Consider the following 26,996-nt stretch of genomic DNA (forward strand, 5'->3'; position numbering starts at 1 on the left):
ACCATGAACCAGGCCCGTAGAAACCCGCTCAACGCAGCTGCAATGCATGGTGTGTTGATCCTTTACACACTGATTGCGCTGTTCCCGGTCTTCGTGATCCTGATCAACAGCTTTAAGACCCGTAAGGCGATCTTTCGCGAACCCTTGGCGCTTCCCGATGCCGAGAGTTTCTCGATGATTGGCTACCAGACGGTAATGAAGCAGGGGGATTTCTTCCTTTACTTCCAGAACTCTCTGATCGTGACCGTGGCGTCGCTGTTCTTTGTGCTTTTGTTTGGTGCAATGGCCGCCTTCGCGCTGGCCGAATACCGGTTCAAGGGCAACACGCTGATGGGGCTGTACCTTGCGCTTGGGATCATGATCCCGATCCGCATCGGGACTGTGGCCATTCTTGAAATGATGGTGGCGACCGGTTTGGTTAACTCGCTTTGGGCGCTGATCCTTGTCTATACCGCGCAAGGCCTGCCTTTGGCCGTCTTCATCTTGTCCGAATTCATGCGGCAGGTTTCCGATGATCTTAAGAATGCTGGGCGAATTGACGGCCTTTCGGAGTACACGATTTTCTTCAAGCTGGTGCTGCCGCTGGTGCGCCCCGCGATGGCCACCGTGGCCGTGTTCAACATGATCCCGATTTGGAATGACCTGTGGTTCCCATTGATCCTGGCCCCTGCTGAGGAAACCAAAACGCTGACGCTTGGCAGCCAAGTCTTCATCGGTCAGTTCGTGACCGACTGGAACGCGGTTCTATCTGCCCTGTCGATGGCGATCCTGCCGGTGCTTGTGCTTTATGTGATCTTCTCGCGTCAGCTTATCCGCGGCATCACATCAGGAGCCGTGAAATGACGCGGGTTTTGATTGCTGGACTGGGGAATATGGGGATGAGCCACGCATTGGCCCATCACCACACCCCTGACGCCGAGATTGTTGGGCTGGTCAATCGGTCTGGCAGCACTGATCAGTCCGAGCTGGCCACCTATCCGATTTACACAGATTACCACGAGGCACTCGCCACCACTCACCCCGACCTTGTGGTTATCGCCACCTATTCCGACAGCCATGCCGATTTCGCCGTGGCTGCAATGGAAGCAGGGGCGCATGTTTTCGTCGAAAAGCCACTGGCGACGACGGTGAAAGACGCGCGCCGGGTGGTTGAAACGGCGACCCAGCTGGGTCGAAAACTGGTCGTGGGATACATTCTGCGCCATCATCCCAGCTGGGTTCGATTGATCGAAGAGGCGCGCGCTTTGGGCGGGCCTTACGTGTTTCGCATGAACCTGAACCAGCAAAGCAAAGGTGCCGAATGGGAGACCCATAAGGCACTGATGCAGACCACGGCGCCGATTGTCGATTGCGGTGTGCATTATGTGGATGTTTGGTGCCAAATCACTGACGCCCAGCCCGTGCGTGTGAATGCGATGGGCCTGCGCTTGTCGGACGAAATTGCGCCCGACATGTACAACTACGGCCAGTTTCAGGTCACGTTCGATGACGGATCCGTTGGCTGGTACGAGGCCGGGTGGGGACCGATGATGTCCGAGACCGCGTTTTTTGTGAAGGACGTGATATCGCCCGCCGGGTCTGTTTCCATTACCGAGGCCGACAAGGCTGGATCCTCGGATGTGGATGGCCACACAAAGGTGGGCGGGCTTTTGGTTCATCGTCCCGATGGCGACACCATGATCGACTTGCCGAATGAACCCGGCCACCAAGAACTCTGCGACGCCGAGCAAGCATATATGCTGCGCGCCATTCGCGAAGGCATCGACCTGACACGACATATGCAGGACGCTGTTCAGTCCTTGGCCATTTGCTTGGCTGCCGACGAAAGCGTGCGTTCCGGACAACCCGTTAACCTGAAGGAGGTGACGCCATGACGGCGCTGACCCTGACCAATGTGAACAAGTCCTTCGGCAAAGTTCACGTGTTGAAAGATATCAATATCGAGATCGAAGAGGGCGAGTTTGTCGTCTTCGTCGGGCCATCCGGGTGCGGCAAGTCCACTCTTTTGCGGGTGATCGCAGGGCTTGAAGACGCGTCGTCGGGCGAAATTCGCATTGGGGATGACGTGGTCAATATGACACCTCCTTCCAAGCGTGGGCTTGCGATGGTGTTTCAAAGCTATGCGCTTTATCCGCATCTGAACGTGCGCAAAAACATGTCGCTGGCCTTGAAGCAGGAAAAGCAGCCCAAAGACGTGATCGAACAACGTGTTGCAGAAGCCAGCCGGATGCTGAACCTGGAAGAGTATCTGGATCGCTTTCCGTCTGAACTGTCAGGTGGTCAGCGCCAGCGTGTCGCCATTGGACGTGCCATCGTGCGCCAGCCCAAGATTTTCCTGTTTGATGAGCCTTTGTCGAACCTCGACGCCGCCCTGCGCATGAACACGCGGATCGAGATCGCTGGGCTGCATGCGCAGTTGGGGGTGTCGATGATCTATGTGACCCACGATCAGACCGAGGCTATGACTTTGGCGGATAAGATTGTGGTGTTGCGCGACGGCCGTGTGGAACAAGTTGGAAGCCCGATGGAGCTTTATAACAACCCAGCGAACCAGTTTGTGGCGGGTTTCCTTGGCTCTCCGGCGATGAATTTCTTGCCTGCGGCCCTGTTGAAAGATGGGGATGCGCGTATCATGGGTGTCCGCCCTGAGGATCTGTTTTTGGCAAACGATGGAGCGCTTGAAGCCCATGTAAGCCATGTCGAAAAGCTGGGTGGTGATACCAACGTTATTGCGCGCGTTGGGGACCACCAGATAACGGCCCGCTTGTTCGGGCAGCATGACGTCGCCGATGGGCAGACCCTCAGGTTCGGGTTTGATCCGGACAATGCTTTTTACTTCGATCACGACGGTGCGCGTGTCGCCTGATGAAAAACGGCACCGTTAATCGCGTTTGCTAAATAGACAGGGAAGGGTGCGGTGCTAATCGTGCCCTTTCCCTGTCAAACGCGATCGGGCAATCAACCGCGTGGACTGGCTACTTGCCCTTCCAAACCGGATCGCGTTTTTCAGCAAAGGCACGCGCGCCTTCCAGCTGATCTTCTGAGCGATAGAGTTTCTCGACGGTTTCAAATTGACTTTTGGTGATTTTGTTCAGGGCATCTTGGAACTTCATGTCCTCAGCCTCTCGGACCACTTCCTTGATCGCGGCATAGACAAGCGGTGGGCCAGAGGCCAATAGACTCTGCCAGTTTGCGGGCCTCTGCCATCAAATCGCTTGCCGGGTAGATGTGGTTGATCAGGCCCCAATGTGCGGCTTCCTCGGTGTCGATCCAGCGCCCGGTCAGCAGCATCTCCATCGCGATGTGATAAGGAATGCGCTTGGGCAGCTTGATCGAGGCCGCATCGGCCACAGTGCCAGACCGGATTTCAGGCAAGGCGAAGCTGGCGTAATCCGCGGCCAGAATGATGTCAGCAGACAGGGCCAGCTCCAACCCACCGCCGCAGCAAATGCCATTTACAGCCGCGATGACCGGCTTGTTCAATCCGCGCAGTTCCTGCAGACCGCCAAACCCGCCAACCCCATAATCGCCATCGACCGCATCGCCGTCTGACGCCGCTTTCAGATCCCAACCAGGGCAGAAAAACTTTTCGCCCGCGCCAGTTACAATCGCCACGCGCAGATCAGGGTCATCCCGGAACACAGTGAACACGTCGCCCATAATCCGGCTGGTGGCCAAATCGATGGCGTTGGCCTTGGGACGATCCAATATGACCTCAAGCACATGGCCGCGTTTAGCAGTGCGTATGGGGCCGTCGGTCAGGTTGGTCAGGTCTGTCATGTCTTATCTCCTGTGCGGATCAGGGCGTCTGCAGCCACGGCACCATCGGCCATGACCATAAGCGGGTTTACTTCAACTTCGGCCACCGGATTGGCCATTACATAGGACTGAATTGCATCCACCGCGTCCAGCACGGCATTCATATCGGCAGGAGGGGCACCACGATACCCATTCAAAAGCGGAGCTATTTTAAGCTTTAACAGCGCGGTGCGGATGTCTGTTCGACTGGCGGGAACAAGCAGAGAATGGCTGTCGTTCAAGATCTCGGTCAGTGTACCACCTGCGGCCACGGTCAAAACATACCCATGCGCCGGGTCGTAGGTCACCCCGATCAGCAGTTCTGCCAACACATTTGTCAGCATCTCCTCGACCAAAAACTGATCTGTGGGCATTCCCTCAGCCGCGCTTTCCACCGATCTTTTGTCAGAAAGGTTCAGCGCCACTGCGCCTGCTTCGGTTTTGTGGGCGATGCCTTCGCCTTTCAGAACAACCGGGAAGCCAATTTCCTCGGCCGCTTCAGCCGCCGCAGCAGGCGAGGTGACGCGCATCGATTTGGGGACGCGCAACCCATGTTGCGCCAGAGAAGCCTTTGCATCGGCTTCGGATAGGATGTTTCCCTGATTGGGTGGGGGCGTCAGGAACAATGGGTCCAACGTAGGCTCGGGTAAGTTGGCCGCGATTTCAATCGCTGTCATTGCCGCCCCCATTCCCGAAAAAGGAACAATCCCGCGATCAATTAGCTGCGTCGCGATGGCCTCGGGCATGGTCTCGGGCAATGAAGCCAAAATGCCCATCGGTAGACCGCTTGCCGACTTGGTTGCAGCGACCGCTTCGATCACCTTGTCCCATTCCGGGCTTTCACAGCGATCGGTGCGCGGAAAGTCCAAAACCACCAACCCCAAAGACAGGTCCGATTGCATAAGCGCGGTGAAGGTCGCCGTCATGGCTGCCTCATCCCCCCAGATATACGTGTGGTAATCCAACGGGTTGGCCAGCGCGACCCTAGGGCCGAGGGCGCTACGCAGCCCGGCCAGTTGCCCCGAAGCAAGATCAGGGAATGAAATTAGACGATCATGCGCCGCATCAGCGATCAGGCTTGCTTCCCCACCCGAGCACGAAGCGGATGCAATCCGGTTTGAGGGCAGCGGGCCAGCCACATGAAGAAGCTTAAGCGTTTCCAGAAAACCAGAGAGGTCGTGCGCTTGTCCAATGCCCAGACGGGCCAGCAAGGCGCGAGCGCCCGCGTCGCTACCGGCAAGAGAGGCCGTGTGAGATATGGTGGCTGACTGTGCGTGATCAGATCGCCCGATCTTGAGGGCGATGATAGGCTTGCCAAGCTCGTGGGCGCGTCGGGCCAATGCCTCGAATGCGCGCAGATCTCCGACCCCCTCGATGTGCAGCCCAAGCGCCGTGACGCGGGCATCTTCCAGCAATGCTTGGCCGATCTCAGCCAGACCAGTCTGTGCCTGATTGCCCGCTGTGACCACGTAAGCCACGGGCAAACCGCGCTTTTGCATGGTCAAGTTGATCGCGATGTTGGAACTTTGGGTGATGATTGCCACGCCACGATCACACCGGATTGCACCGTGTTGGTCAGGCCAAAGGGCCGCGCCATCAAGCAGGTTCAAAAGCCCATAGCAGTTTGGTCCGATGATCGGCATGTCGCCTGCAGCAGACAACAGCGCCTCTTCCAGATGTTCACCATCCTCAAGCTCAGACTTCGCCTCGCGAAAGCCAGACGCAAAGCAGATCGCACCGCCTGCACCAGCCTTGGACAGGACTGCAACGGCTTCGATGGTGACGTTACGGTTTACACCAATGAAGCTGGCATCGGGGGGCGAGGGCAATGCCTCGATCGACGGGTAGGTGGCGACGCCGGAAACGTCGGTTTTCGTCGGGTGCACCGGCCAGATATCCCCCGTGAACCCGATCTTACGGCATTGCTCGATCACGTTGGTGCACCACGATCCGCCACCAATAACCGAGATAGAACGTGGGCGTAGAAGCCGATCTAGGCGGCTCATATTAAGCCCCAAGTGGCCGGAACAAGTCGCGGCTGATGATGTGGCGTTGGATTTCGGATGTGCCGTCCCATATGCGCTCGACACGGGCGTCGCGCCAGAACCGTTCGATGGGGAAGTCGTTCATAAGCCCCATACCACCAAAAATTTGCAGCGTGGTGTCGGTGACACGCGCCAGCATTTCCGAGGCATAGAGTTTGGCTGACGCGATCTCTCGGTTGGCCGGTAGGTCTTGATCCAATCGCCACGCACCAGAGAGGGTCAGCCAGTCGGCTGCATCAATCTCGGTGATCATGTCAGCGACCTGAAAACTGACGCCTTGGAATTTGGCAATGGGTTGGCCGAACTGCTTGCGTTCGGCGGCGTATTCCAACGCCATGTCAAAACAGCGACGCGCGCGGCCAACGCAGAAGGCGGCGACGGTCAGGCGCGTGGCATAAAGCCATTCGTTCATCACCGCAAAACCACCATCAACATCGCCCAAAACCTGCGTGTCTGGCAGGCGACAGCTGTCGAAATCCAGTACGTAATTTTTGTAGCCTTTGTGGCTGACCGAGGCATAGCCTTCGCGCACCTCAAAGCCCGGCGTGCCGCGATCCACAAGGAAACAGGTGATCCGTTTCTTGGGACCTTTAGGGGTTTCGTCCAAGCCTGTTGCGACGAAAACAATAAAGAAATCAGCATGTTCAGCGCCAGAGATAAAGTGCTTTGATCCGTTTACAACCCAGTCGCCACCATCGCGTACTGCCGAGCATTTCATACCCCGCACGTCCGATCCGGCGTCTGGTTCCGTCATGGCAAGCGCATCCATCCTCTCTCCGCGCACCGCCGGAAGAAGATACTTCTCGCGCTGCTCACCTTCACATGCCATCAGGATGTTTTGGGGGCGTCCGAAGAAATGGGTCAGCGCCATTGATCCCCGCCCAAGTTCGCGTTCTACAAGCGTGAAATCGAGGTGGGACAGGCCCGCACCGCCGACCTCTTCTGGAAAGTTACAGGCGTAAAACCCCAGATCCACGCATTTCTGTTTGATCTCCTGACCAAGCTCATGGGGCACTTGCCCGGTGCGCTCGACCATATCCTCATGCGGATAAATCTCGTTCTCAACAAAACTGCGCACGGTCGAAATGATCATCTCTTGTTCTTCAGACAGGCCGAAATGCATCAGGCATCTCCTTTGGCATGCAGGGCGGCGAGTGTCTCGACGCGGGCTTCGACATCCGCGCGGGGCGGGCAGGATTTGCGTGTGTTCAGGTCCACATGGAGCAGGAATTGGTCGCAGGTTGCTAGAAGTCCGTCATCAGATGCACGCTTCATTTCGTGCCAAAGGCGCAGCTTTTTGCCTGCGCCCAGCGTGACAGTGGTGTCCACATAAACCGCATCGCCCGCGTGGCATTCATCAATGTACTTGATGTTGGTTTCTGCGGTGAAATAGCTAAGACCCGAGGCGATGTAGTCCGCATCTGCCCCTACATGGATCATGATGCGGTCGGCGGCGTCCGAAAAGACTTGCCCATAGCGCCCTTCATTCATGTGGCCGTTATAGTCAGTCCAATCGATGGGCACGTCTCGTGCCACGGTGCGAATGGGCGTTTCATCCGCCATCGGGGGCCACAGCCCTGTTTCATGCTCGCGGATCACCCGACCCGCGCCAGACCCGTCGCCACGTGCTTTCAGGGCGCGCAACATGGACACAAGGTTGTCATCACGCAGGCGCTCCAGCTCACGGATCGACAAATGACCAGATTGCGCATCGGATTGGCCTGCGATTAGGTCCACAAGTTCATCTGTGAACTCAGGCACGTCCATCAGTTTGGTCCAAGGCCACGATAGGCAGGGACCGAACTGAGCCATGAAGTGTTTCATGCCAGCCTCTCCACCTGCGACGCGGTAGGTTTCAAACAGTCCCATTTGCGCCCAGCGAAGGCCGAAGCCCATACGGATGGCCTCGTCGATCTCTTCCGTGGTTGCAATGCCGTCTTTGACCAGCCACAACGCTTCGCGCCAAACGGCTTCAAGAAAGCGGTCGGCGATATGGGCGTCGATTTCCTTGCGGACCTTCAAGGGGTACATGCCGACGCTGCTAAGGATGTCGGCTGCGCGGGTGCAGGTGTCTGCGTCGCCGACCAGTTCAATCAACGGCAGAAGGTAGACCGGATTGAATGGGTGCGCGACGATTACATTTGCGCCTTTCTCGTTTAGTTCCGATGGTTTGAAGCCCGAAGTTGATGAGCCAATGATGGCACTTTCAGGTGCGAGGGCCGCGATGTCGGCAAACACTTTGTGCTTCAGCTCCAACCGTTCCGGCACGCTTTCTTGCACCCAATCCGCATCCGCGACGGCGTCGGCCAGATCAGCGTGATAGGTCAGTTTACCTTCCGTCGGCAGCGCGGTTTCATAAAGCCCCGGAAGCGCGCGGCGCGCGTTGGTCAGGACTTCGCTGATCTTGCGCTCAGCCTCGGGGTCGGGGTCGAACACCGCCACGTCCCACCCGTTCAATAGGAAGCGTGCAGCCCATCCGCCGCCAATCACACCACCACCAATAATCGCTGCTTTTTGTGTCATCTGTCTTTATCCAACTAGAGATTCTGTGTGGCCATCGACCGCCAAGGCTTGACCAGAAACCTTGCAACTGGCGTCTGACGCCAAAAAGATCGCCGTATCCGCCAGATCATCTGCCGTGACCCAAGTTTTCATTGCTACGCCAGTCACATAGCGTTCGCGCAGTTCTTCCGGGTCCAGCCCATGCGCTTCGGCTTCGCGGGTGATTACCCGTTCCATGCGGGGGCCTTCGACGGCTCCAGGGCAGAGCGCGTTCACGCGGATGCCATAGGGGCCGAGTTCGGAGGCCAGCGTTTTCATAAGCCCAATGACGCCCCATTTGGCCGTCGCGTAAGGAGAGCGCATTGGATAGCCCCAAAGTCCCGCCGTAGACGACGTTAGAAGCATGCTGCCGCTGCCCTGTTCCTTCATATGGCGTGCGGCCCAGCCGCAAGCCAAAAAGGCTCCGTCCAGATTGGCGGAAAGGCAGGCGCGCCAATCGTCCAGCGACAAGTCCTCGATCGCACCCGCCGGGCCACCTGTGCCCGCATTGGCGCAGAGCATATCGACGCCGCCCCAATCGCGATCCAGTTGGTTAAACAGCACCTGCATTTCGTCCGGGGCCGTGACATTGGCCGCAACCGAGATGACACCGGGTAGGGTGCTTGCCGTTTCTGCCAGCGCGTCCGCGTCCATGTCGCAGATCGCGACTTTGGCCCCTTCGGCATGGAACCGACGGGCGAAACACGCCCCGATGCCGCTGCCGCCGGCGGTAATCAGGACGCGTTTGCCTGAAAGTCCGCTCATACAGGGGCTCTTTTGGTCAGGCCGAGCTTATTGCGCACCTCTTCGGGGCCAATTACCCGTGCACCCATGCCTTCGATAATGCCGCGGGCGCGGGTCACAAGCTGTGCGTTGGTCGCAAGCTCGCCTTTGCCAAGCCACAGGTTGTCTTCCAGCCCAACACGTACATTGCCGCCGGCCAAAACTGCAGCGGCGACATAGGCCATCTGGTTGCGCCCAAGCCCGAACGCCGAGAATGTCCAATCATCCGGTACATTGTTCACCATCGCCATGAAGGTGTTCAGGTCATCGGGTGCACCCCACGGCACGCCCATGCAAAGTTGCACAAGGGCAGGGCCTTCCAAAACGCCTTCCTTGACCAGTTCTTTGGCAAACCAAAGGTGGCCGGTGTCAAACGCCTCGATTTCTGGCTTTACGCCCAGATCGGTCATCATCTGGCCCATCGCGCGCAGCATGCCGGGGGTGTTGGTCATGACATAGTTGGCCTCGGCGAAGTTCATTGTGCCGCAATCCAACGTGCAGATCTCGGGCAAACATTCGGCCACGTGGGCAACGCGTTCTTGCGCGCCAACCATGTCGGTGCCCGAAGCGTTCACGGGGAGGGGCGCATCTGTGGAACCAAAAACGATGTCCCCCCCCATGCCCGCCGTAAGGTTCAAGACCATGTCGACATCAGCGTCGCGGACACGGTCGGTCACCTCACGATAAAGCTTCAGATCACGCGAAGGGACACCGGTTTCCGGATCGCGCACGTGACAATGCACAACGGCTGCCCCAGCCTTTGCAGCCGCGATGGCGCTGTCGGCGATCTCTTTTGGGCTGCGCGGCACATGGGGTGACCGGTCTTGCGTTGACCCTGATCCGGTAACGGCACATGTGATGAATACGTCCTGGTTCATAGCGAGCGGCATCTTGGTCCCTCCTGATGCGGTGTTTCACCTGTTCATCACATGAGGAATTGACGGATGCTTCCGTGCGGAATTAGTTTGGATTATGCAGATTTGGTCAAAATCCGACTCCAAAACGCGGGAAATTGCGTTTCTCCTGTTCGACAGGTTCTCGAACCTTGCGCTTGCCAATCTTCTTGAACCGCTGCGGGCAACCAACACGCTGTTGGGCCGCGAGGCGTATCGCTGGCGCATTGTGACACCGGATGATGATGTGGCGCACACCTCAAGCGGGTTGCCGATTATGCCCACCGCGCGTATGGCCGAAATCGATAAGGGTGACGTGGTTTATGCTGTGGCAAGCTATGATCATATGCGCCACTCAAATGCGCATACCAGCAAGGTTTTGCGTGGTTTGGCGGGGCGGTTCGCATCCGTTGCAGGGGTTGATGCGGGTTGCTGGTTGTTAGGGGCGGCTGGGTTGCTGGATGGATATCGCGCAACCATTCACTTTGACTTGCAGGATGCCTTTGCCGAGCAGTTTACGGACATCGAAGTTGAGCGCGCGCGTTGGTTGCAAGACCGAGACAGGATCACCTGCAGCGGGGGGATGGCGGCGTATGAGCTGACCTGTGAGCTGATCGGACAGGATCATGGTGCCGCCATTCTGTTAGAGATCAACCAGATGTTCATGTCTGAAAACGCCACCGCGCCGCAGATTGTCGCGCGTGCACGGTCGGATCGTCGTGTAGATACATGTCTGCGCGCGATGGAAGCCAATATCGAAGCCCCTTTAACCATTCCCGCATTGGCGCAACTGGCAGGCTGTCGACAACGCGATCTTGAGGCGCGGTTTGAGCGTCATTTCGGGGCGTCTCCACGCAAAGTCTATCGACGTCTGCGGCTTAATGCTGCGCGGCGTATGTTGGAGGCGGGTGGGCTGTCGGTTGCGGAGGTCTCGCTTCGATCAGGTTATTCAGATGCCAGTGCTTTCGCTCGCGCGTTCCGGCAGGAATTCGGTTTGACCCCCATAGCCGTTGCGCGCGGTGAGCTGGTCAGGGCAGGGGTGTCACGCCGATAATTGCGCTGTGGAAATGTATGAGCAGCAGATAAACAACCACACCGATGAAGACACGTGCCACACCTGATTTGGTGACCGTGACATCGTGCGTGGTGTCTGCCAGTTGTTGCCAAGTTTCGACGCCCAGGAGCCTCTGATTGCGCTTGTCGATGATCCGTTTTCCTAGGAATGAAAAACTGGCGAATATGCCAAACAGGATCAAATGGGCAAGATTTCCATTGGGTACCAAATGGCCCAACGACCAGAGAAGCAACGCGGCCAGAAGTGGGTGGCGCACCCAGCCGACGATGCCCGCGGCACTTGGATCGAACTGATCATTGTTTCGCCCGCCGAAAGACAAAAGGTTCGGGCGCCCGATGGCCAGCGCCGCGATCACGACGGCACATCCCATTGCGAACAGCGTCACGTAGTTGTGCCAAGGTGCCCAAGGCCACAGCTCGACAAATGGGGCGCGTTTAGCGGCAATGATCACCATGGTTAGGGCTGCGATGGACAAGGCTGAGTAGCCGATCGTAAAGCCCGATTTTCCAATGCGCGCCACGACCTTTGCTTTGATCGCAGGGCGCACAGGAATTGAATGCGTCAGAAAAAACGCAATGATTGCAATCGCATATATGATCCAGTCGAACATGATCTGTATCCGAGGGGTGCGCCAGAAGGTGCGCTTCAATCAGGGTGTTATTAGGTTGCGCGGAACTCTTCAAGAAAGCTCGCACATCCTGTTAGCGCGGCGTAATCGTCAGTGACAAGCTTGATCGGAAACTGATCCAGAAACGGTCCAAAGCGGCCTTTGTCCTGCCAGGCGGATATGAAATCGGTCTGGTCCAGCCAAGGCGTGATGGCGCGGGACATGCCGCCGACCAGATAGATGCCTCCGAAGGGCAGAGTGGTCAGGGCCAGATCGCCCAGAACGGTGCCAAGAAAGCAGCAAAACAGGTTAATGGCCTCTTTTGCGGTCTGGTCGCCATCAGCGGCAGCTTGGAAAATCGTGGCCGAGGAGGCTCCGACCGGCAGGTCCGCGCGGTGGCAGAGCCAATCATGGCAATGGCCAAGTCCGCGCCCCGACAATGCGTCTTCGATGGCAGCATGCCCGAAACGATCGCGGGCGTATTCTGAGAAGGCAAACTGATCAACCGTGCTGGCCGGCAGGGTCGCGTGACCGCTTTCCGCAGGCGGAACAATACGGCCACTTGGCGTGTGATATGCCACAGCCGAGTTGAAGCCGGTTCCGATGCCCACCACAAGATGTGCCGAAACCGGGCCAGCGTCCGGACCCGCTTTCAAAGTTTCCATGTTTGAAGGGTCGACGCGCCCAATGGCATGCGCTTGCGCCTGAAGGTCATTCAGAACATGGGCATCTTCTGCACCCGTTGCGCCGGACAAAGCTGTGCAATCAATGGTCCAATCCAGATTGGTCAATCGTCCAGCCCCATCACGCACTGGACCTGCAATAGCGACTGCGGCCTGATCAAACGGCCCTGCAGAATGGGTATTCTGGTAAGCGATCAGAATATCTTCGAGGCTTTTATGATCTGCATTCGGATACTTCTGAATGCTGTCTGGCAGGATTTCCCCATCCCGAGAAACAGCGACACGTGTGTTCGTGCCGCCAACATCGGCAACAATGGCTTGATGGTGCATCAGCTTTTCAAGGCCTCTCTGATAGCGCTAAACGATGCCTTCGGATAACGATTTAATGTCGTCCAGTCCACATGTATCAGGCCAAATCTTGGGGCATAGCCTAAGGCCCATTCGTAATTGTCCAAAAGTGACCAAACGAAGTAGCCTTTGACCGGTACGCCTTGATCCAGCGCGCCTTGAACTTCGGTAAGGTGTTTGGTGAGGTAGGCAATGCGATCGGGGTCAGACAAAGGGTCACCCGAAAGCTCGGACACGCCCGCCATGCCGTTCTCTGTCACATAAATCGGAAGATCGCCGGTATACTCGCGCTGCATCATCGTCAGGAAGTGAGACAGACCTTGCGGATAAACCTCCCAATTCATGGCAGTTTTTGGCAAGGGACCTTCTACTTCGACCGTGGCAGGCCAAGGTGCGGCGCGGTCTCCCGCCGAGGGCGCAGTGTCATATAGCTTGCGCGTATAGTAGTTCAGCCCAATCCAATCGATCGGTAGCGTAATGATGTCAAAATCGTCTTGCCATCCATTTGGCAGATGCGCTTCTAATCCGTTCAAAACCTCGTCCGGATAGCACCCCTTGGTGATGCCAGACAGGAAGAAGTGATTGTAAATGGCGTCCTGAACCTGTGCCGCTTTTTGCGCGCCCTCAGATGCAGTTGCCGGGGCTGCGAACTCCATATTGCAGACAGCGCCCAGGTTTTGCATTCCTAGCCCGCGCATGACTTGAGTGGCGCGCCCGTGCGCGAGCAATACGTGATGCATGGCCCGAGCAGTGGCGCGTATGTCGCGGATTCCGGGGGCGTGGGCCCCTTCGAAGTGGGACAGCCAGGACACGCACCACGGTTCGTTGATGGGGGCGGCTGACCATACACGATCTCCGATGCGCGACATGATCACTTCGGTATAATCCGCAAACCAGTTGGCAATGTCGCGATTGCGCCAGCCACCAAGGTCTGACAGGGCCGAAGGCAGCTCCCAATGATAAAGCGTTGCGGCCGGTTTGATGCCGCGTTCCAGCAGGCCGTCGACCAAACGATCATAGAAATCAAGGCCTTGAGTATTTGCCGTACCGCGCCCTTCGGGAAGAACACGTGCCCAGCTTGTCGAGAACCGATAGGCATCAAATCCCGCCGCTTTCAGCAGGTCCAGATCTTCATCAAGCCGGTGTAGGTGATCGCACGCAATCGCGCCGTTTTCAGAGCCAGCTACATTTCCCGGCGTCGCGGCGAAGTCATCCCAATGGGTGCGACCGGCCCCACCTGCGGCGTGACCTTCAATTTGATAGGCCGAGGTTGCGGCCCCGAACAGGAAGTCTGGTGGAAAATCCGAGCGATGTGGCAGCATCTGCGGTGATCCTTCAAGTTTGGATATGAAAAGTGTTTGGTTAGTCTCGGCTCATCGGACCTGTGGACATCCCGAGCATCAGTTCTGCCTCCAACAAGACCTCGGTCGGGCTGTCTTTGCCGTTGATGATGTCGATCAGCATTTGCGAGGCGCGCCGCCCGGCCTCGCGGACCGACGAGCGCGTAGCGGTGTAGACAGGGATGTCCTTGCCGTTTCGGAAATAGCTGAGATCATCATCATAGGTGATCAGCGACACGTCGCGGCCTATGGTCAAGCCAAGCTCTTCAATGCCTCGTCGTACCCCAATGGCCATGATCATCGAGCTGACGAGGATCGCGCTTGGTGGATTGGGTTGCGCCAAAAGGGACCGGGTCAGATCATGCCCCTGCGCTTCGGTCATTTCGCCTGAGAACATCAAGTCTGGATCCGATGCGACGCCCCGGGCCGCGAGGGCTGCTTCGTATCCCGCGCGTCGTCTGGCGGCAAAGTCCATATGCTCAAGACCGTTCAAAAGCGCGATGCGCTTGTGGCCTAGATCCAAAAGCAGTTCGGTTGCCCGTTGGAAGGCGCGGGTGTTGTTTACATCGACCCAAGCATAGGGCGCAGTGGCGTTCGAACTGCGCCCGTGCACCACGTAGGGAATTCCTAGTTGGTTCAACAAGGGAATACGTTGATCGTTCAGCGTGGGCGCGTGGATGATTAACCCGTCCACATTTCGCTTGGTCGCGAAGCTGCGATAGGCCAGTTCCTCGTCATCATCTGACACGACAGACAGCAGCATGTCATACCCGTTTCTTGAATAAACCTCGCCCGCTCCGGCGGTGAAGTCCGCGAATACCGGGTTCACCATTTCATGCTTGGCACTAATGGGGATGACATGCCCAATGGCCATCGCACGCCCCGTGGCCAGTGCCCGGGCGCGGGTGTTGGGGGCATAGCCATGTGCGCGTGCCGCAGCCGAGACTTTCTTTCGCGTGGCTTCGGAAACCTCAGGGTAGCCGTTCAATGCCCGGCTTACCGTGGTGGGTGAAAGTCCAAGAAGGTTCGATAGTTCTTTCAGAGTCATCTATTCGATATCCAAAGCGGTTTGGCCGTTGCTAATGGCCGTAAAGAGGCATGATCCTTAATAAGCTATTCCTGAGATGCCTAACATGTAAAGGTAAAAAGCCGAATTTATGATTGCGCTAACATTGCTGTTGACAGGAATCGGCTAAGAGGTAACTCTGAGGTATTCAAAGCGCTTTGGATAAACGTGATCCTTGGCGTGGGTCAGGCTTTTCTGGCCAAACCATCATCACTTTGATGAAATGTCGTGGGAGGACATTATGAAAAACGTGTTTTACGCAAGCGCTGCCGCGCTGGCCGTGTCGACGGGTGCTGGCTTTGCCGATGGTCACCTGAAGTTCGCTCCGGGCGAGGGCGATTTTACTTGGACAAGCTTTGATGAGCTGAAATCGATGGACCTTTCCGGGGAAACCATCTCGATCCTTGGGCCGTGGCTTGGTCCAGATAAGGAACTTATTGAAAGTGTGATCCACTATTTCGAAGACGCCACCGGCGCGGATGTTCAGTATTCCGGGTCCGACAGCTTTGAGCAGCAGATCGTTATCGACGCCGAAGCAGGAAGCGCGCCGAATATTGCGGTGTTCCCGCAGCCGGGTCTTGCGGCTGATTTGGCATCCAAAGGGTTCCTGACACCTTTGCCAGCAGGCACGGATGATTGGGTGCGTGACAACTATGCTGCCGGGCAAAGCTGGGTGAATCTTGGCACCTACGCAGGCAAGGGCGGCGAGGCCGCGCATTATGGGTTCTTCTACAAAGTCGATCTAAAATCACTGGTTTGGTACGTGCCTGAAAATTTCGAAGACGCGGGGTATGACATTCCGGGCTCGATGGAAGAACTGAAGACCCTGACCGATCAGATTGTGGCTGATGGCGGTGTGCCTTGGTGTATTGGTCTGGGATCAGGCGGGGCAACTGGTTGGCCTGCGACGGACTGGGTCGAAGATATGATGCTGCGCATCAACACCCCTGCGGATTATGACGCTTGGGTTGCCAATGACCTGAAGTTCGACGATCCGAAAGTCGTTGCTGCAATAGAAGAGTTTGGCGCTTTTGCCCGCAATGACGCCTATGTCTCGGGTGGATCGGGTGCTGTGGCAACAACCGACTTCCGCGACAGCCCACAAGGCATGTTCGCGTCACCGCCGCAGTGCTACATGCACCGTCAGGCCAGCTTCATTCCAAGCTTCTTCCCGGAAGGCACCGAAGTGGGTGTGGATGCGGATTTCTTCTACTTCCCATCCTATGAAGGCAAGAATCTGGGCAAACCAGTTCTAGGTGCGGGTACTCTTTGGGCGATCACCGCCGACAGCAAAGGGTCACAGGCGTTCATGGACTTCCTGAAATCGCCGATTGCACATGAAATCTGGATGGCTCAAACCGGCTTCCTGACCCCGCATAAGGGTGTGAACACCGGCGTCTATACAGATCCGACCGTTGCAAAGATGAACGACATTTTGCTGAATGCAGATACGTTCCGATTTGATGGGTCTGACCTGATGCCGGGTGCCGTTGGCGCTGGCGTCTTCTGGACAGGCATGGTGGACTATGCAGGTGGCAAGGATGCCGCTGAAGTTGCTGCGTCGATCCAATCGACCTGGGACTCGATCAAGTAAGGATTGTAGTCAATCCAATTCCCCCGGCGATCCGTTCGCCGGGGTTCTGTTCCAGATCGGCTGGTAGGAGGGGAACATGCAACAAGCACTGTTCGCGGTGGCGACAATCATCATTGGTGTATTCGGCTGCGTCGCATATTTCTATTTTTCCAATGTTATTCTGGATCGGCTGTTGCCTGCCAAGGGCCCAAATGCCGGGCGCAACATCAATCGGACGAACGCGATCCGCCCTTGGTTGTTTCTCTTTCCCGCCTTGGCCATTCTGTCGATTTACCTTCTCTACCCGGTGTTCTCGACCTTTTTCCTATCCTTGCGGGACAGCGATGGTCAGTTCATCGGCGCGGGCAACTATGTCTGGCTGGCTGGGGACGAGAAATTTCGCGAAAGCCTACTTAACAATCTGCTTTGGCTGCTTGTCGTGCCAGCAGCCTCGACCTTTTTTGGACTGGTTGCGGCGGGACTTACGGATCGCATTAAGTGGGGGCAGGCTGCACAAAGCCTTGTTTTCATGCCAATGGCCATCAGTTTTGTCGGCGCAGCAGTGATCTGGAAGTTCATTTATGACTATCGCGGGGACAATCAGGGCGAACAGATTGGCCTTTTAAACGCCATTGTCGAGATGTTCGGGGGTGACCCGCAGGCGTGGATCACGCTGCCATTCTGGAACAACTTCTTCCTGATGGCGATCCTTGTCTGGAATCCAGACCGGCTTTGCCATGGTGATCCTGTCAGCCGCCCTGAAAGGCATCAGTGAAGAAACGATCGAGGCTGCGTATCTGGACGGGGCAAGCCCGCTGCAAGTCTTCTTCAAGATCAAGATCCCACAGATTTGGGGCACGATTGCAGTGGTTTGGACAACAATCACCGTGACCGTTTTGAAAGTTTTCGACATCGTTTTTGCCATGACCAACGGCCAATGGGGCACTCAGGTTCTGGCCAATCTGATGTATGACTGGATGTTCCGCGGATCACCTGATTTCGGTCGCGGGTCTGCCATTGTGGTGGTGATCATGCTTCTAGTCACGCCTGTGATGGCCTGGAATATCTACAACGCACATAAGGAGTCACGCTGATGGATATGGCAGGAGGCAAATCCCGCCTGACATGGGCGGTCAATCTATCGGCTGCTGTGCTGGTGCTGCTCTGGATCATCCCGACGGTCGGGTTGTTTATCAGTTCGTTCCGGGATCGCGATGCCATTTCGACCTCGGGCTGGTGGACGGCTTTGTCTGCCTCTGAAAAGAACGTGATTGAACGCGCCTTGGCCCCCGGTGAGGCTGTGCAAGAAGGTGATATCTGGGTGATTGAAGGGCGCGTGCTTGAAGGTCAGGGTACGACCATCACTGCATTCGGCATCACGTCAAAAGAACCCGAAGCCTTTAAACCGGGCGAGACAGCGACCCACGCGCGGGGCCAGTCCATCACGGTTGGGGCCGATGGGACCTACCGTATTGAATATCCGGAAGAGCCGTCGGGAAAGCGCGGGCAACGGTTGTTTGTCAGGGCGGAAACGCCACCGGGGTTCACATTGGACAATTACCGAGAGGTTTTGTTTGCCGAAGGCATGGGGCGGTCGCTTCTAAACACGCTTACCGTGACCATTCCGGCAACGATCATCCCCGTGCTAGTGGCCGCCTTTGCGGCCTACGCGCTGGCTTGGATGGAGATGCCGGGCCGCGCGCTTTTGGTGGCCGCCGTTGTTGGCCTGTTGGTTGTACCTCTTCAGGTCGCGTTTATCCCTCTTTTGAAACTTCATATCGGGGTCGGGCTGGGGAAGGGCTATCTGGGCATATGGCTGGCGCATACGGGGTTCGGATTGCCATTGGCCGTGTTCCTTTTACGAAATTATATGGTCGGTCTTCCGGGCGAAATCATCGAAAGCGCCCGTGTGGACGGCGCCACAGACTTTCAAATCTTTCGCCGCATCATCCTGCCCCTGTCGTTCCCGGCGCTCGCATCCTTTGCGATCTTCCAGTTCCTTTGGGTCTGGAATGACCTTCTGGTCGCCAAGGTTTTCCTTGGCACCGGCGAGGATCAGGTGGTCATGACGGGCCGGATCGTTGATCTGTTGGGATCACGCGGTGGCGATTGGGAGATTTTGGCCGCTTCAGCCTTCATCTCGATCGCAGTGCCGATTTTCGTTTTCTTCTCACTCCAACGCTATCTAGTGCGCGGCCTGTTGGCCGGTTCGGTCAAAGGGGGCTGAAAAATGAACGCAACCGTTTCCCAAAAAGACATGACACATCTGACCAAAGACCCCGATTGGTGGCGCGGTGCCGTGATCTATCAGGTCTATCCGCGCAGCTTTCAGGACGACAATGGCGACGGCATTGGTGATCTGGCTGGAATTGCCCGGCGCTTGCCGCATATCGCGTCGTTGGGGGTGGATGCGGTCTGGATCTCGCCTTTCTTCAAGTCTCCGATGAAAGACTTTGGGTATGACGTGTCAGACTACTGTGATGTCGATCCGATGTTTGGATCATTGGCCGAGTTTGATCAGCTGATCAGCGCGGCGCATGGCTTGGGCTTGAAAGTGATGATCGACCTTGTGCTCAGCCATACATCGGACCAGCATCCGTGGTTTGGCGAAAGCCGGCTTGATCGTCAGAATGCACGGGCCAATTGGTATGTCTGGTCTGATCCGAAACCGGATGGCACGCCCCCGAACAACTGGCTGTCGATTTTTGGCGGCTCTGCGTGGCAGTGGGATGGAAAACGGCAGCAATACTATCTGCACAACTTCCTGACCTCACAACCTGATCTGAATTTCCACGAGCCTCAGGTTCAGGACGCATTGCTGGACGTCGCGCGGTTCTGGTTAGAGCGCGGTGTGGATGGGTTCCGGTTGGATACGATCAACTTCTATACGCATGACGCGCAATTGCGCGACAACCCGCCTCTGGCCCCGGAGGATCGCAACAGCTCGATCGCGCCAGCAGTGAACCCGTACAATCATCAAGAGCACCTTTATGATAAGAACCGCCCGGAAACGCTTGATTTCTTACGCAAACTGCGGGCGATGATGGAGCCTTACGGGGCTGCTGCTGTGGGCGAAGTTGGTGATGCACAGCGTGGGCTTGAGATCATGGGCGACTACACCCGTGGCGATGATTTGGTGCAAATGTGCTATGCGTTTGAGCTGCTTTCCGGTGAACAACCGGATGCAGCGCGGGTTACGGAAGTTATGAACAAAGTTGCCCAAGTGGCGTCTGATGGATGGGCCTGTTGGGCGTATTCCAACCATGATGTCGCCCGTCACGCGACCCGTTGGGCCTTGTCGGAGGACGCGCAGCGCCTGTTTGCCACCCTTATGATGTGTTTGCGCGGTTCAGCCTGCATCTATCAGGGCGAAGAGCTTGGGTTAAGCGAGGCCGAGGTCGCATTTGAAGACCTGCAAGACCCGTATGGCATTGAATTCTGGCCCGAGTTCAAAGGGCGTGACGGATGTCGCACTCCTATGGTTTGGTCCGCGGATGCGCCGCAAGGCGGGTTTTCATCATCTAGTCGCACGTGGTTGCCTGTCGCGTCTGAGCACATTCCGATGGCCGTTGATCAAGCCGAAGCGCGGCCGGACGCTTTGATCCATCACTACCGTCAGGTGATTGCGCTGCGCCGCGCGCATCCAGCCTTGTCTAAGGGCGAGATGGTGAACCTTGAAGCTAACAATCAGATGTTGCGCTTTGAGCGGCGATACGGATCAGAACGTATTCTGTGCCAGTTCAATTTTGGTGACACACCGTCAAAGGCAGATCGCCCGGACGGAAACTGGAGCGTTTTGTTTGGCCATGATGGGGATCAAATCCCTGCTTGGGGCGTTGCAATTTTGAAGATGGAAGAGGTGTAGTCATGGCCAATCTGAAACTGACAGATGTTGGTAAAAACTACGGCGCAATCAACGTCCTGAACGATATTGATCTGGATATTGAGACCGGTGAGCTGATCGTCTTTGTTGGCCCCTCTGGCTGCGGGAAATCGACGCTGTTGCGCATGATCGCAGGGCTTGAGAAGATCACCGAGGGCGAGTTACAGATTGACGGGCAGGTGGTCAATGATGTGCCGCCAAGCCAGCGCGGGATCGCGATGGTGTTCCAGTCCTATGCGCTTTATCCGCATATGACGGTGCGCGACAACATGGCGTTCGCGTTGAACATTGCAAAGAAACCGAAGGCTGAAATTGACGCCGCCGTCGACAAGGCGGCCCACGCGTTGCAGCTTGGACCGTACCTCGATCGCTTGCCCAAAGCCCTGTCTGGTGGGCAACGTCAACGCGTGGCGATTGGCCGTGCGATTGTGCGTGACCCCAAGGTCTATCTGTTTGACGAACCACTTTCCAATCTTGATGCCGCCTTGCGCGTCGCAACCCGGATTGAGATTTCTCAGTTGAAAGAGGCGATGCCGGAAAGCACCATGATCTATGTGACCCATGATCAGGTCGAAGCGATGACGCTGGCCGATCGCATCGTGGTGCTGGCCAACAAAGGGATCGCCCAAGTGGGCAGCCCGCTTGAGCTGTACGAGAACCCGCGCACCGAATTTGTGGCGCAGTTCATCGGTTCGCCCGCGATGAACCTGTTGCCCGGTAAGATCACCGCGACGGGTGCGCAAACGCAGGTGACCTTGGATGCTGGTGGCGTGGCGATGACCAAGATCGCGACCACGGACGCGGATATGGGTAAGACCGTCAATCTGGGCATTCGGCCAGAGGATTTCGTACTGGCTGATGGGGACGCCATCTTTGAAGGCGCGGTCGAGATCGTCGAGGCTCTCGGCGAAGTGTCGCTCCTGTATCTTCCTGCAAATATGTCAGTGGGCGAGGGCGCAGACAGCGCCAATCAAACCCACCTGATTGCCAAGCTGCCCGGCATCCATGCCGACCTGAAAGGGCAGACCGTTCGGCTGACTGCGGATTCTTCCAAGCTACAGTTATTCGCAGGTGGCTTGTCGATGCGCCTCTAAGACGAGGTGACCCGCTCCGCATCATTCAAATCGGCAAATTAGGTTGCATGGTGATTTGTCCATCCGGCTTGCCCATCTGCGCCTCGGTTGCTATTGCGAGGGACAAGTTTTCGGACAGGGGAATGACCCATGCGGGCAGAGGCACAAAGCAACGTAGACGCCATCGAAAAGTCGCTGGCGCTGTTGCGTCAACGGATCGGTTGGGAAACTGCTGAACATCGCCTTGAGGAATTCAACGCGATGACCGAAGACCCTGATCTGTGGAACGATCCAGAGCGTGCCCAAAAGCTGATGCGCGAGCGTCAGTCACTGCTCGACAGCGTGAATGGCTATAAAGCCATGGCGCAAGATATGCAGGACAATATTGACCTGATTGAACTGGGCGAGATGGAAGAGGACGAAGAGGTCGTGTCAGAGGCCGAAGACGGCCTGAAGGCCCTTGTCAAGAAAGCCGCTGCCGCCGAGCTGGAAGCGCTGCTTGATGGGGAAGCGGATTCAAATGACACGTTTCTTGAGATCAACTCGGGCGCCGGCGGCACCGAAAGCTGTGACTGGGCGTCGATGCTGGCGCGCATGTATGTCCGCTGGGCTGAAAAGCAAGGCTATAAGGTCGAGCTTCAGTCTGAAAGCGCGGGCGAAGAGGCGGGGATCAAATCTGCCGCGTATAAAATTTCAGGCCACAATGCCTATGGTTGGCTGAAGTCTGAATCAGGTGTGCACCGTCTGGTGCGGATTTCTCCTTATGACAGCGCCGCAAAGCGCCATACCTCGTTCAGCTCGGTCTGGGTCTATCCTGTGGTCGATGACAACATCGAGATCGAGGTGAACCCGTCAGACATCCGCATCGACACCTACCGGTCATCGGGGGCAGGTGGTCAGCACGTGAACACGACGGATTCGGCTGTGCGGATTACCCACATCCCGACCGGGATCGTCACGACCAGTTCGGTGAAGTCACAGCACCAAAACCGGGACATTGCCATGAAGGCGCTGAAATCGCGCCTTTACCAAATGGAATTGGACCGCAGGAATGCCGCGATCAACGAAGCCCATGAAAACAAGGGTGACGCAGGCTGGGGCAATCAGATCCGGTCCTATGTTTTGCAGCCCTATCAGATGGTCAAAGACTTGCGCACCGGTCACGAGACGTCAGACACCAAAGGTGTTCTGGACGGTGATTTGAATGCGTTCATGGCGTCGGTGCTGGCGCAAGACGTTGCTGGTAAATCACGCGCCGAGGCGAATTTGGACGACTGAAACGGGTAAGTGAAAGCGACCTATGGCCGCTTTCTTGGTCTGTTGCTTAGCCGTCGATCCGCGCGCCCATAATTGCAATGGCCTGTTGGTAAACCGTCGCAGCATTCCACTGTTTGATGACTTTGAAGTTTGGTTGGCCTTCTTGGTAACCTTTGCCGGGTTTCCAACCTTTCTTGCGCAGGAAATTTGCGGTCGAGGCCATGGCGTCCGCTAGATTGTAAAGGTCAACACGCCCATCTCCAGAAGCATCGATGCCATATTTGTAGGCGTTGCCGGGTAGAAATTGCGTGTGGCCAAGCTCTCCATGCTTCGCGCCGCGTGTATTGCCCGTGATCGTTCCTTGATCCACCAGCTTCAATGCGCCAATGGCATGCGGTTTGAAGAAATTCGAACGGCGGCAGTCATAGGCCAGAGTTGTGATTGCTGACACGACAGGCGTGTTGCCCATGAACCCGCCGAACCCGGTCTCCATCCCGTGGATGGCCAACAGCACGCCTGCGGGCACGCCAAAACGCTTTTCGAGCGAATTGTAGAAGCTGGGACTTTTGGCTAGACGTTTTCGCCCTTGAGCTTCAATCGTCGTCGCACCACGGATCTGCATGAATTTCGACAGTGAGTAGCGGAAAGATTTTTGGTTCCGATCGGCGCTGATTGTAGCGGACGAATACTTCGCTGATGCCAAAGCCAGAAGTCCGCGTTTTCCAACACCTGCTTTCTTTGCTTCTTTGGCGAAGCCGGCTTTCCAGGCTTCAAACCCGGAAGATGTGTTTCCGCAGCTTGCAGCCGCCGCAGCGCCTGATGTCAGGCATATGGTGTATCCAATAATGATTAGTTTTCTAAGAAAAGGCATTCTCAAATCCTTGTCACTCAATGCGATGGCGCATCCCGAGCGAATTTTGATGTTCAAGACAGCGCCAAATATACTGGTTTCTACGAAAGCCTGTAGAACGCCCGTTGGTCAAGGCCTAGTTCATTGCTGTGATATGCACGTATCGGGCCACGTCGATGTGAAAAATCTCATATGAACGGGCACTTAACGCGTGCACGAACTTGACGGAACGCAATCCAACGGCAACACTCGTTTTACGCGCGAACATCACAGTAAGACACGAGCAGGGAGGAGTCATGTCTGACGCAACTCATTTGGAGGCCTCGGCGCCACCAGATATCCAACTCATATCTTTCGCAGATATAATCGCGGCTTTGAACGCAGGAGCCCGAGATTTCGCGCGAGCGCCCGCCTATGGGCTTTTCTTCGCGGCCTTTTACGTCGTGATGGGCATCGTAATTTACCTTCAGCTAGATGTGCTGGATCAAAGCTATTGGATTATCCCGGTTGGGCTTGGATTTCCCTTGCTTGCACCGTTCCTGGCGGTCGGCTTGTATGAAGTCAGTCGCCGCCTAGAAAAAGGCGAGGCTTTGGACTGGGCGCAGGTGCTTGGTGTGGTCTTCAATCAGAAGGACCGACAGTTTCCGTCGATTGCCATGGTCATCATTATGATCTTCATGTTCTGGGTGTTCGTGGCCCATCTGGTTTTTGCAATCTTCATGGGGCTAGAGCCGCTTACGAACATCACATCAAACTGGCAAGATGCGCTTTTGAACCGCAATGGCATCACCATGCTGGCTGTGGGAACAGGGGTCGGTGCGTTCCTGTCCTTTTGCCTGTTTTCGTTGACGGTCACCAGTTTGCCCATGCTTCTGGACCGAGAACTCGATTTCATCACTGCGATGATTTATTCGTTCCAGTCGGTGCTGCAGAACCTTGTACCCATGTTAACATGGGGTGTGATCGTTTCGGTCTTGATGGTTCTTGGAATGCTGCCGTTCTTTCTTGGTCTCTTCATCGTTCTACCCGTACTGGGTCATTCGACCTGGCACCTTTATCGAAAAGTGATGAAGTTTGATGACTGACACTGCAGTTATCAAAATGAAAAAAGGCCGCCTTCAAGGGCGGCCTTTTCTTTAGGTGTTCCGGAAAACAGAAGCTGTATCAGCCCTTTTCGGCAGGAGCCGGGGGAGGGGTCTTTTTCGCACCTGTAGAAAGCGGATCGTCCTGACGTTGGACTGTGCCTTCGAAATGCGCACCGCTTTCGATTGCGATGGTTTTATGAATGATGTCACCTTCGACGCGCGCAGTTGCGGTTAGGCGTACCTTCAAGCCACGCAAGCGGCCGATGATACGACCGTTGATCACAACGTCATCACCGATGACTTCGCCACGTACGGTGGCGCCTTCGCCAACGGTCAGCTGGTGGGCGCGAATGTCGCCCTCGACAGTGCCTTCCACGATGATGTCACCGGTTGATTTGACGTTGCCTTTGATGACGAGGTCAGACGACAGGGTCGATGCTGGGGGCTTGGCTTTCGGAGTAGCGGACGGCACGGGCGGTGTGGACGCCTTGGGCGGGATCGCCGGCTTGTCTGCAGCGGGAGCCGCCGAGGTGGAGTCCTGTCCGCCGGCTTTGGGGCCGGGCTCGTTGATCTTGCTTTTAGAAAACATCGCGTGCTGCCTTGATATAGATCATGGGGTTGATCGGACGTCCGCCAACGCGCACTTCATAGTGAAGATGCGGCCCGGTAGAGCGCCCACTGTTTCCAATATCACCAATTCGCTCTCCGCGCGAGACCCTTTGTCCTTTACGCACGTTCATGCGCGACAAATGGGCATAGCGGGTTTCGATGCCGAATTCGTGTCTGGATCTTGATAAGCCGCCCATAGCCCGAGGACCAGGCGGCGTGAACGACCACCCCATCAGCCGGTGCATAGACCGGTGTGCCGATAGGGGCGGCGAAATCTGTGCCATTATGCATGCGGCCCCAGCGTGACCCGAAACCCGATGTGAAACGGAAACCGGACTTCACAGGCATGCCAAAGGGCATTTTCTGAGCGGCGATGCGATAAAGGTTCATGCGATCCAGCTCGCCGAGAATGCGGTTTGCACGCTCGGTGTCAGCATCCGGAGCGCCACCGCTTGTGGACAGGATCAACGGGGTCAGGGGACCACCTTGACCAGAATAGCCGCGGCGAATTTGACCAATAATGTTGTCAACGGACATGCCGGATTTCGCGAACATCTTGTCCAGAGGCTCAAGCGAGATGGTGACGGCGTCTTCAAGCTGACGGAAGATTTGGTCATTGCGCTCTTCGCGCAAGCGGGCCTCGTACATCATGTCTTGGGCAAAACGCTCGGCTTCTTCTGCATTTGCCGCAACTTGGTCACGTTGTGCAGCTGTGCGAGCAAGTTCTTCGGTCATGAAGGTCAATGTCGCATTGCCGCTGGCCGATGCAACGCTGGTAGGTGCCTTCTCGGCGTTTTCACGGGCCTCGGCCAGAACCTGTTCAAGGCTACCGTTCGCCTGATCTCGTTCACCGATGGTGCGACGCAGTGTTGACTGAATGACGCCGATTCCGGTTTCGAGTTCACGACGACGTTCTTCTGACGCCAAAAGCTCGCTTTGCATTTCGGAAATTTCGGACAGCGCCAAGTTGAAACGCTTCTGAGCTGCGATGGCTTCAGAGGTTCGGGTGTCGCGTTCTTCAGACAAGGTCTGGACGCGTTGTTCGTAGAGAATTTTATCGCGCTGTGCCTGATCGCGCAGATTGCCAGATCCGATGGAATCCATCAGCAAAACAGCAGTTGCGATGATCGACCATGCAAAGAAGGCAGCAGAGCCTGTCCAGCCAAGCGCCTGCGTTAGCGGCGAAAGGCGGATGAAGCGCGTGCCTTCTTCAGATCGCAAGAAGAGTCTCTGCTCGGGGAATATCCGCTCGAGCAGGTGATTGGTCTTCGTGATCAGTTGGTTATGCAATGCGCAATCCCCAGTCTCGTCCCTAAATCCCTAGCTGCGGCGGATGAGTGCTCTTGCAGGCATGCCGACAGACCCGAGGTGCTTAACGTGGCGATTTCATTCGCGCAAGAAAATTTGGAAATTTCATAGGCTTGTCGGAGCAAAACGGGCGATTTTATGCCGACCTGTTGCGATTGAGTTGGGTTTGATGTGGTCGG

General features: G+C 56.4%; 21 protein-coding genes and 3 pseudogenes. 11 read left to right on the forward strand and 13 right to left on the reverse strand.

Annotated elements, in window-relative coordinates; all coding sequences use genetic code 11:
- The first annotated feature begins 3 nt into the window (after positions 1-3).
- Genes AC0L6A_RS08085 through AC0L6A_RS08095 form a run of 3 tightly spaced genes read left to right on the forward strand, consistent with a single transcriptional unit; the run spans position 4 to position 2,866 of the window.
- Positions 4-843 carry a carbohydrate ABC transporter permease gene (locus AC0L6A_RS08085; RefSeq protein WP_473289120.1) on the forward strand — a complete coding sequence of 280 codons (840 nt, stop codon included), beginning with the start codon at positions 4-6 and terminating at the stop codon, positions 841-843.
- A complete protein-coding gene (locus tag AC0L6A_RS08090) occupies positions 840-1,874 on the forward strand; it encodes a Gfo/Idh/MocA family protein (protein WP_473289122.1) in 1,035 nt (344 codons plus the stop codon). The genes AC0L6A_RS08085 and AC0L6A_RS08090 overlap by 4 nt, the downstream gene beginning before the upstream one ends.
- Positions 1,871-2,866 (forward strand): ABC transporter ATP-binding protein, encoded by a 996-nt coding sequence (locus tag AC0L6A_RS08095; RefSeq protein ID WP_473289124.1) that lies wholly within the window; start codon positions 1,871-1,873, stop codon positions 2,864-2,866. Before AC0L6A_RS08090 ends, AC0L6A_RS08095 begins: the two co-directional genes overlap by 4 nt.
- 109 nt (positions 2,867-2,975) lie before the next feature.
- Here AC0L6A_RS08095 and AC0L6A_RS08100 read toward each other — a convergent pair.
- The 6 genes and pseudogenes from AC0L6A_RS08100 to bcoG all read right to left on the reverse strand — a co-directional run bounded on the left by AC0L6A_RS08100 (position 2,976) and on the right by bcoG (position 10,057).
- Positions 2,976-3,780, reverse strand: a pseudogene (locus tag AC0L6A_RS08100) (carnitinyl-CoA dehydratase).
- Positions 3,777-5,804 carry an acetate--CoA ligase family protein gene (locus tag AC0L6A_RS08105; RefSeq protein WP_473289126.1) on the reverse strand — a complete coding sequence of 676 codons (2,028 nt, stop codon included), beginning with the start codon at positions 5,802-5,804 and terminating at the stop codon, positions 3,777-3,779. The pseudogene AC0L6A_RS08100 and the gene AC0L6A_RS08105 overlap by 4 nt, the downstream one beginning before the upstream one ends.
- Position 5,805: 1 nt before the next feature.
- Positions 5,806-6,966 (reverse strand): acyl-CoA dehydrogenase family protein, encoded by a 1,161-nt coding sequence (locus tag AC0L6A_RS08110; RefSeq protein WP_473289127.1) that lies wholly within the window; start codon positions 6,964-6,966, stop codon positions 5,806-5,808.
- Entirely contained in the window at positions 6,966-8,366 is a 1,401-nt protein-coding gene (locus tag AC0L6A_RS08115; protein WP_473289129.1) for a carnitine 3-dehydrogenase, read from the reverse strand. Before AC0L6A_RS08115 ends, AC0L6A_RS08110 begins: the two co-directional genes overlap by 1 nt.
- A gap of 6 nt (positions 8,367-8,372) precedes the next feature.
- Positions 8,373-9,149 carry an SDR family oxidoreductase gene (locus tag AC0L6A_RS08120; RefSeq protein ID WP_473289131.1) on the reverse strand — a complete coding sequence of 259 codons (777 nt, stop codon included), beginning with the start codon at positions 9,147-9,149 and terminating at the stop codon, positions 8,373-8,375.
- Positions 9,146-10,057 (reverse strand): 3-dehydrocarnitine:acetyl-CoA trimethylamine transferase BcoG, encoded by a 912-nt coding sequence (gene bcoG / locus AC0L6A_RS08125; RefSeq protein WP_473289132.1) that lies wholly within the window; start codon positions 10,055-10,057, stop codon positions 9,146-9,148. Before bcoG ends, AC0L6A_RS08120 begins: the two co-directional genes overlap by 4 nt.
- Positions 10,058-10,139: 82 nt before the next feature.
- Between bcoG and AC0L6A_RS08130 the strand changes: the two genes are divergently transcribed.
- Complete coding sequence (locus tag AC0L6A_RS08130) at positions 10,140-11,114, forward strand: GlxA family transcriptional regulator (RefSeq protein ID WP_473289134.1); 975 nt, start codon at positions 10,140-10,142, stop codon at positions 11,112-11,114.
- On the opposite strand, the gene AC0L6A_RS08135 is transcribed toward AC0L6A_RS08130, so the two are convergent.
- The 4 genes from AC0L6A_RS08135 to AC0L6A_RS08150 are packed head-to-tail and all read right to left on the reverse strand — an operon-like array spanning position 11,089 to position 15,161.
- On the reverse strand, positions 11,089-11,745 hold the full coding sequence (locus AC0L6A_RS08135; protein WP_473289136.1) for an NnrU family protein: 657 nt from the start codon (positions 11,743-11,745) through the stop codon (positions 11,089-11,091). The two genes, AC0L6A_RS08130 and AC0L6A_RS08135, sit on opposite strands and share 26 nt — an antisense overlap.
- Before the next feature lie 50 nt (positions 11,746-11,795).
- Positions 11,796-12,755 carry a glucokinase gene (locus tag AC0L6A_RS08140; RefSeq protein ID WP_473289138.1) on the reverse strand — a complete coding sequence of 320 codons (960 nt, stop codon included), beginning with the start codon at positions 12,753-12,755 and terminating at the stop codon, positions 11,796-11,798.
- Positions 12,755-14,095, reverse strand: a complete 1,341-nt coding sequence (locus AC0L6A_RS08145) for a GH1 family beta-glucosidase (protein ID WP_473289139.1) — start codon at positions 14,093-14,095, stop codon at positions 12,755-12,757. Before AC0L6A_RS08145 ends, AC0L6A_RS08140 begins: the two co-directional genes overlap by 1 nt.
- A 40-nt stretch (positions 14,096-14,135) precedes the next feature.
- Positions 14,136-15,161, reverse strand: a complete 1,026-nt coding sequence (locus AC0L6A_RS08150) for a LacI family DNA-binding transcriptional regulator (RefSeq protein ID WP_473289141.1) — start codon at positions 15,159-15,161, stop codon at positions 14,136-14,138.
- 259 nt (positions 15,162-15,420) lie between these two features.
- On the opposite strand from AC0L6A_RS08150, the gene AC0L6A_RS08155 reads away from it, so the two are divergent.
- From AC0L6A_RS08155 to prfB, 6 genes and pseudogenes are all read left to right on the forward strand, one after another.
- Positions 15,421-16,773, forward strand: a complete 1,353-nt coding sequence (locus tag AC0L6A_RS08155) for an ABC transporter substrate-binding protein (RefSeq protein ID WP_473289143.1) — start codon at positions 15,421-15,423, stop codon at positions 16,771-16,773.
- A gap of 76 nt (positions 16,774-16,849) precedes the next feature.
- Positions 16,850-17,846: pseudogene (locus AC0L6A_RS08160) on the forward strand (carbohydrate ABC transporter permease).
- Positions 17,846-18,979 (forward strand): carbohydrate ABC transporter permease, encoded by a 1,134-nt coding sequence (locus AC0L6A_RS08165; RefSeq protein ID WP_473289145.1) that lies wholly within the window; start codon positions 17,846-17,848, stop codon positions 18,977-18,979. Before AC0L6A_RS08160 ends, AC0L6A_RS08165 begins: the two are co-directional and overlap by 1 nt.
- 30 nt (positions 18,980-19,009) lie before the next feature.
- The gene (locus tag AC0L6A_RS08170) at positions 19,010-20,617 is read left to right on the forward strand and encodes an alpha-amylase family glycosyl hydrolase (protein ID WP_473289147.1); all 1,608 of its coding nucleotides are present in this window, start codon (positions 19,010-19,012) and stop codon (positions 20,615-20,617) included.
- Positions 20,618-20,619: 2 nt separating this feature from the next.
- Positions 20,620-21,729 (forward strand): ABC transporter ATP-binding protein, encoded by a 1,110-nt coding sequence (locus tag AC0L6A_RS08175; protein ID WP_473289149.1) that lies wholly within the window; start codon positions 20,620-20,622, stop codon positions 21,727-21,729.
- A gap of 129 nt (positions 21,730-21,858) precedes the next feature.
- Entirely contained in the window at positions 21,859-22,986 is a 1,128-nt protein-coding gene (gene prfB, locus AC0L6A_RS08180) for a peptide chain release factor 2 (RefSeq protein ID WP_473289151.1), read from the forward strand.
- A gap of 46 nt (positions 22,987-23,032) precedes the next feature.
- Here the strand turns inward: prfB and AC0L6A_RS08185 are convergent, their stop codons facing one another.
- Positions 23,033-23,836: a lytic murein transglycosylase gene (locus AC0L6A_RS08185; protein ID WP_473289153.1), complete on the reverse strand. Its 804-nt coding sequence runs from the start codon at positions 23,834-23,836 to the stop codon at positions 23,033-23,035.
- A gap of 275 nt (positions 23,837-24,111) precedes the next feature.
- Here AC0L6A_RS08185 and AC0L6A_RS08190 point away from each other — a divergent pair, with 275 nt between their 5' ends.
- On the forward strand, positions 24,112-24,900 hold the full coding sequence (locus AC0L6A_RS08190; protein WP_473289155.1) for a DUF2189 domain-containing protein: 789 nt from the start codon (positions 24,112-24,114) through the stop codon (positions 24,898-24,900).
- 79 nt (positions 24,901-24,979) lie between these two features.
- Here AC0L6A_RS08190 and AC0L6A_RS08195 read toward each other — a convergent pair whose 3' ends face one another.
- Together AC0L6A_RS08195 and AC0L6A_RS08200 are read right to left on the reverse strand one after the other, a co-directional pair.
- On the reverse strand, positions 24,980-25,489 hold the full coding sequence (locus AC0L6A_RS08195; RefSeq protein WP_473289156.1) for a bactofilin family protein: 510 nt from the start codon (positions 25,487-25,489) through the stop codon (positions 24,980-24,982).
- Positions 25,479-26,799, reverse strand: a pseudogene (locus AC0L6A_RS08200) (DUF5930 domain-containing protein). The gene AC0L6A_RS08195 and the pseudogene AC0L6A_RS08200 overlap by 11 nt, the downstream one beginning before the upstream one ends.
- Positions 26,800-26,996 lie beyond the last annotated feature (197 nt).

The organism is Aliiroseovarius sp. D2-2 (genome assembly GCF_055809455.1).

Coding starts and splice junctions, on each gene's coding strand:
- AC0L6A_RS08140 (WP_473289138.1), bottom strand. CDS start 12,755: ATGCACCATCAAGCCATTGTTGCCGATGTTGGCGGCACGAACACACGT.
- AC0L6A_RS08090 (WP_473289122.1), top strand. CDS start 840: ATGACGCGGGTTTTGATTGCTGGACTGGGGAATATGGGGATGAGCCAC.
- AC0L6A_RS08135 (WP_473289136.1), bottom strand. CDS start 11,745: ATGTTCGACTGGATCATATATGCGATTGCAATCATTGCGTTTTTTCTG.
- AC0L6A_RS08105 (WP_473289126.1), bottom strand. CDS start 5,804: ATGAGCCGCCTAGATCGGCTTCTACGCCCACGTTCTATCTCGGTTATT.
- AC0L6A_RS08085 (WP_473289120.1), top strand. CDS start 4: ATGAACCAGGCCCGTAGAAACCCGCTCAACGCAGCTGCAATGCATGGT.
- AC0L6A_RS08155 (WP_473289143.1), top strand. CDS start 15,421: ATGAAAAACGTGTTTTACGCAAGCGCTGCCGCGCTGGCCGTGTCGACG.
- AC0L6A_RS08185 (WP_473289153.1), bottom strand. CDS start 23,836: ATGCCTTTTCTTAGAAAACTAATCATTATTGGATACACCATATGCCTG.
- AC0L6A_RS08150 (WP_473289141.1), bottom strand. CDS start 15,161: ATGACTCTGAAAGAACTATCGAACCTTCTTGGACTTTCACCCACCACG.
- AC0L6A_RS08165 (WP_473289145.1), top strand. CDS start 17,846: ATGGATATGGCAGGAGGCAAATCCCGCCTGACATGGGCGGTCAATCTA.
- AC0L6A_RS08130 (WP_473289134.1), top strand. CDS start 10,140: ATGCAGATTTGGTCAAAATCCGACTCCAAAACGCGGGAAATTGCGTTT.
- bcoG (WP_473289132.1), bottom strand. CDS start 10,057: ATGCCGCTCGCTATGAACCAGGACGTATTCATCACATGTGCCGTTACC.
- AC0L6A_RS08195 (WP_473289156.1), bottom strand. CDS start 25,489: ATGTTTTCTAAAAGCAAGATCAACGAGCCCGGCCCCAAAGCCGGCGGA.
- prfB (WP_473289151.1), top strand. CDS start 21,859: ATGCGGGCAGAGGCACAAAGCAACGTAGACGCCATCGAAAAGTCGCTG.
- AC0L6A_RS08145 (WP_473289139.1), bottom strand. CDS start 14,095: ATGCTGCCACATCGCTCGGATTTTCCACCAGACTTCCTGTTCGGGGCC.
- AC0L6A_RS08190 (WP_473289155.1), top strand. CDS start 24,112: ATGTCTGACGCAACTCATTTGGAGGCCTCGGCGCCACCAGATATCCAA.
- AC0L6A_RS08120 (WP_473289131.1), bottom strand. CDS start 9,149: ATGAGCGGACTTTCAGGCAAACGCGTCCTGATTACCGCCGGCGGCAGC.
- AC0L6A_RS08095 (WP_473289124.1), top strand. CDS start 1,871: ATGACGGCGCTGACCCTGACCAATGTGAACAAGTCCTTCGGCAAAGTT.
- AC0L6A_RS08170 (WP_473289147.1), top strand. CDS start 19,010: ATGACACATCTGACCAAAGACCCCGATTGGTGGCGCGGTGCCGTGATC.
- AC0L6A_RS08115 (WP_473289129.1), bottom strand. CDS start 8,366: ATGACACAAAAAGCAGCGATTATTGGTGGTGGTGTGATTGGCGGCGGA.
- AC0L6A_RS08110 (WP_473289127.1), bottom strand. CDS start 6,966: ATGCATTTCGGCCTGTCTGAAGAACAAGAGATGATCATTTCGACCGTG.
- AC0L6A_RS08175 (WP_473289149.1), top strand. CDS start 20,620: ATGGCCAATCTGAAACTGACAGATGTTGGTAAAAACTACGGCGCAATC.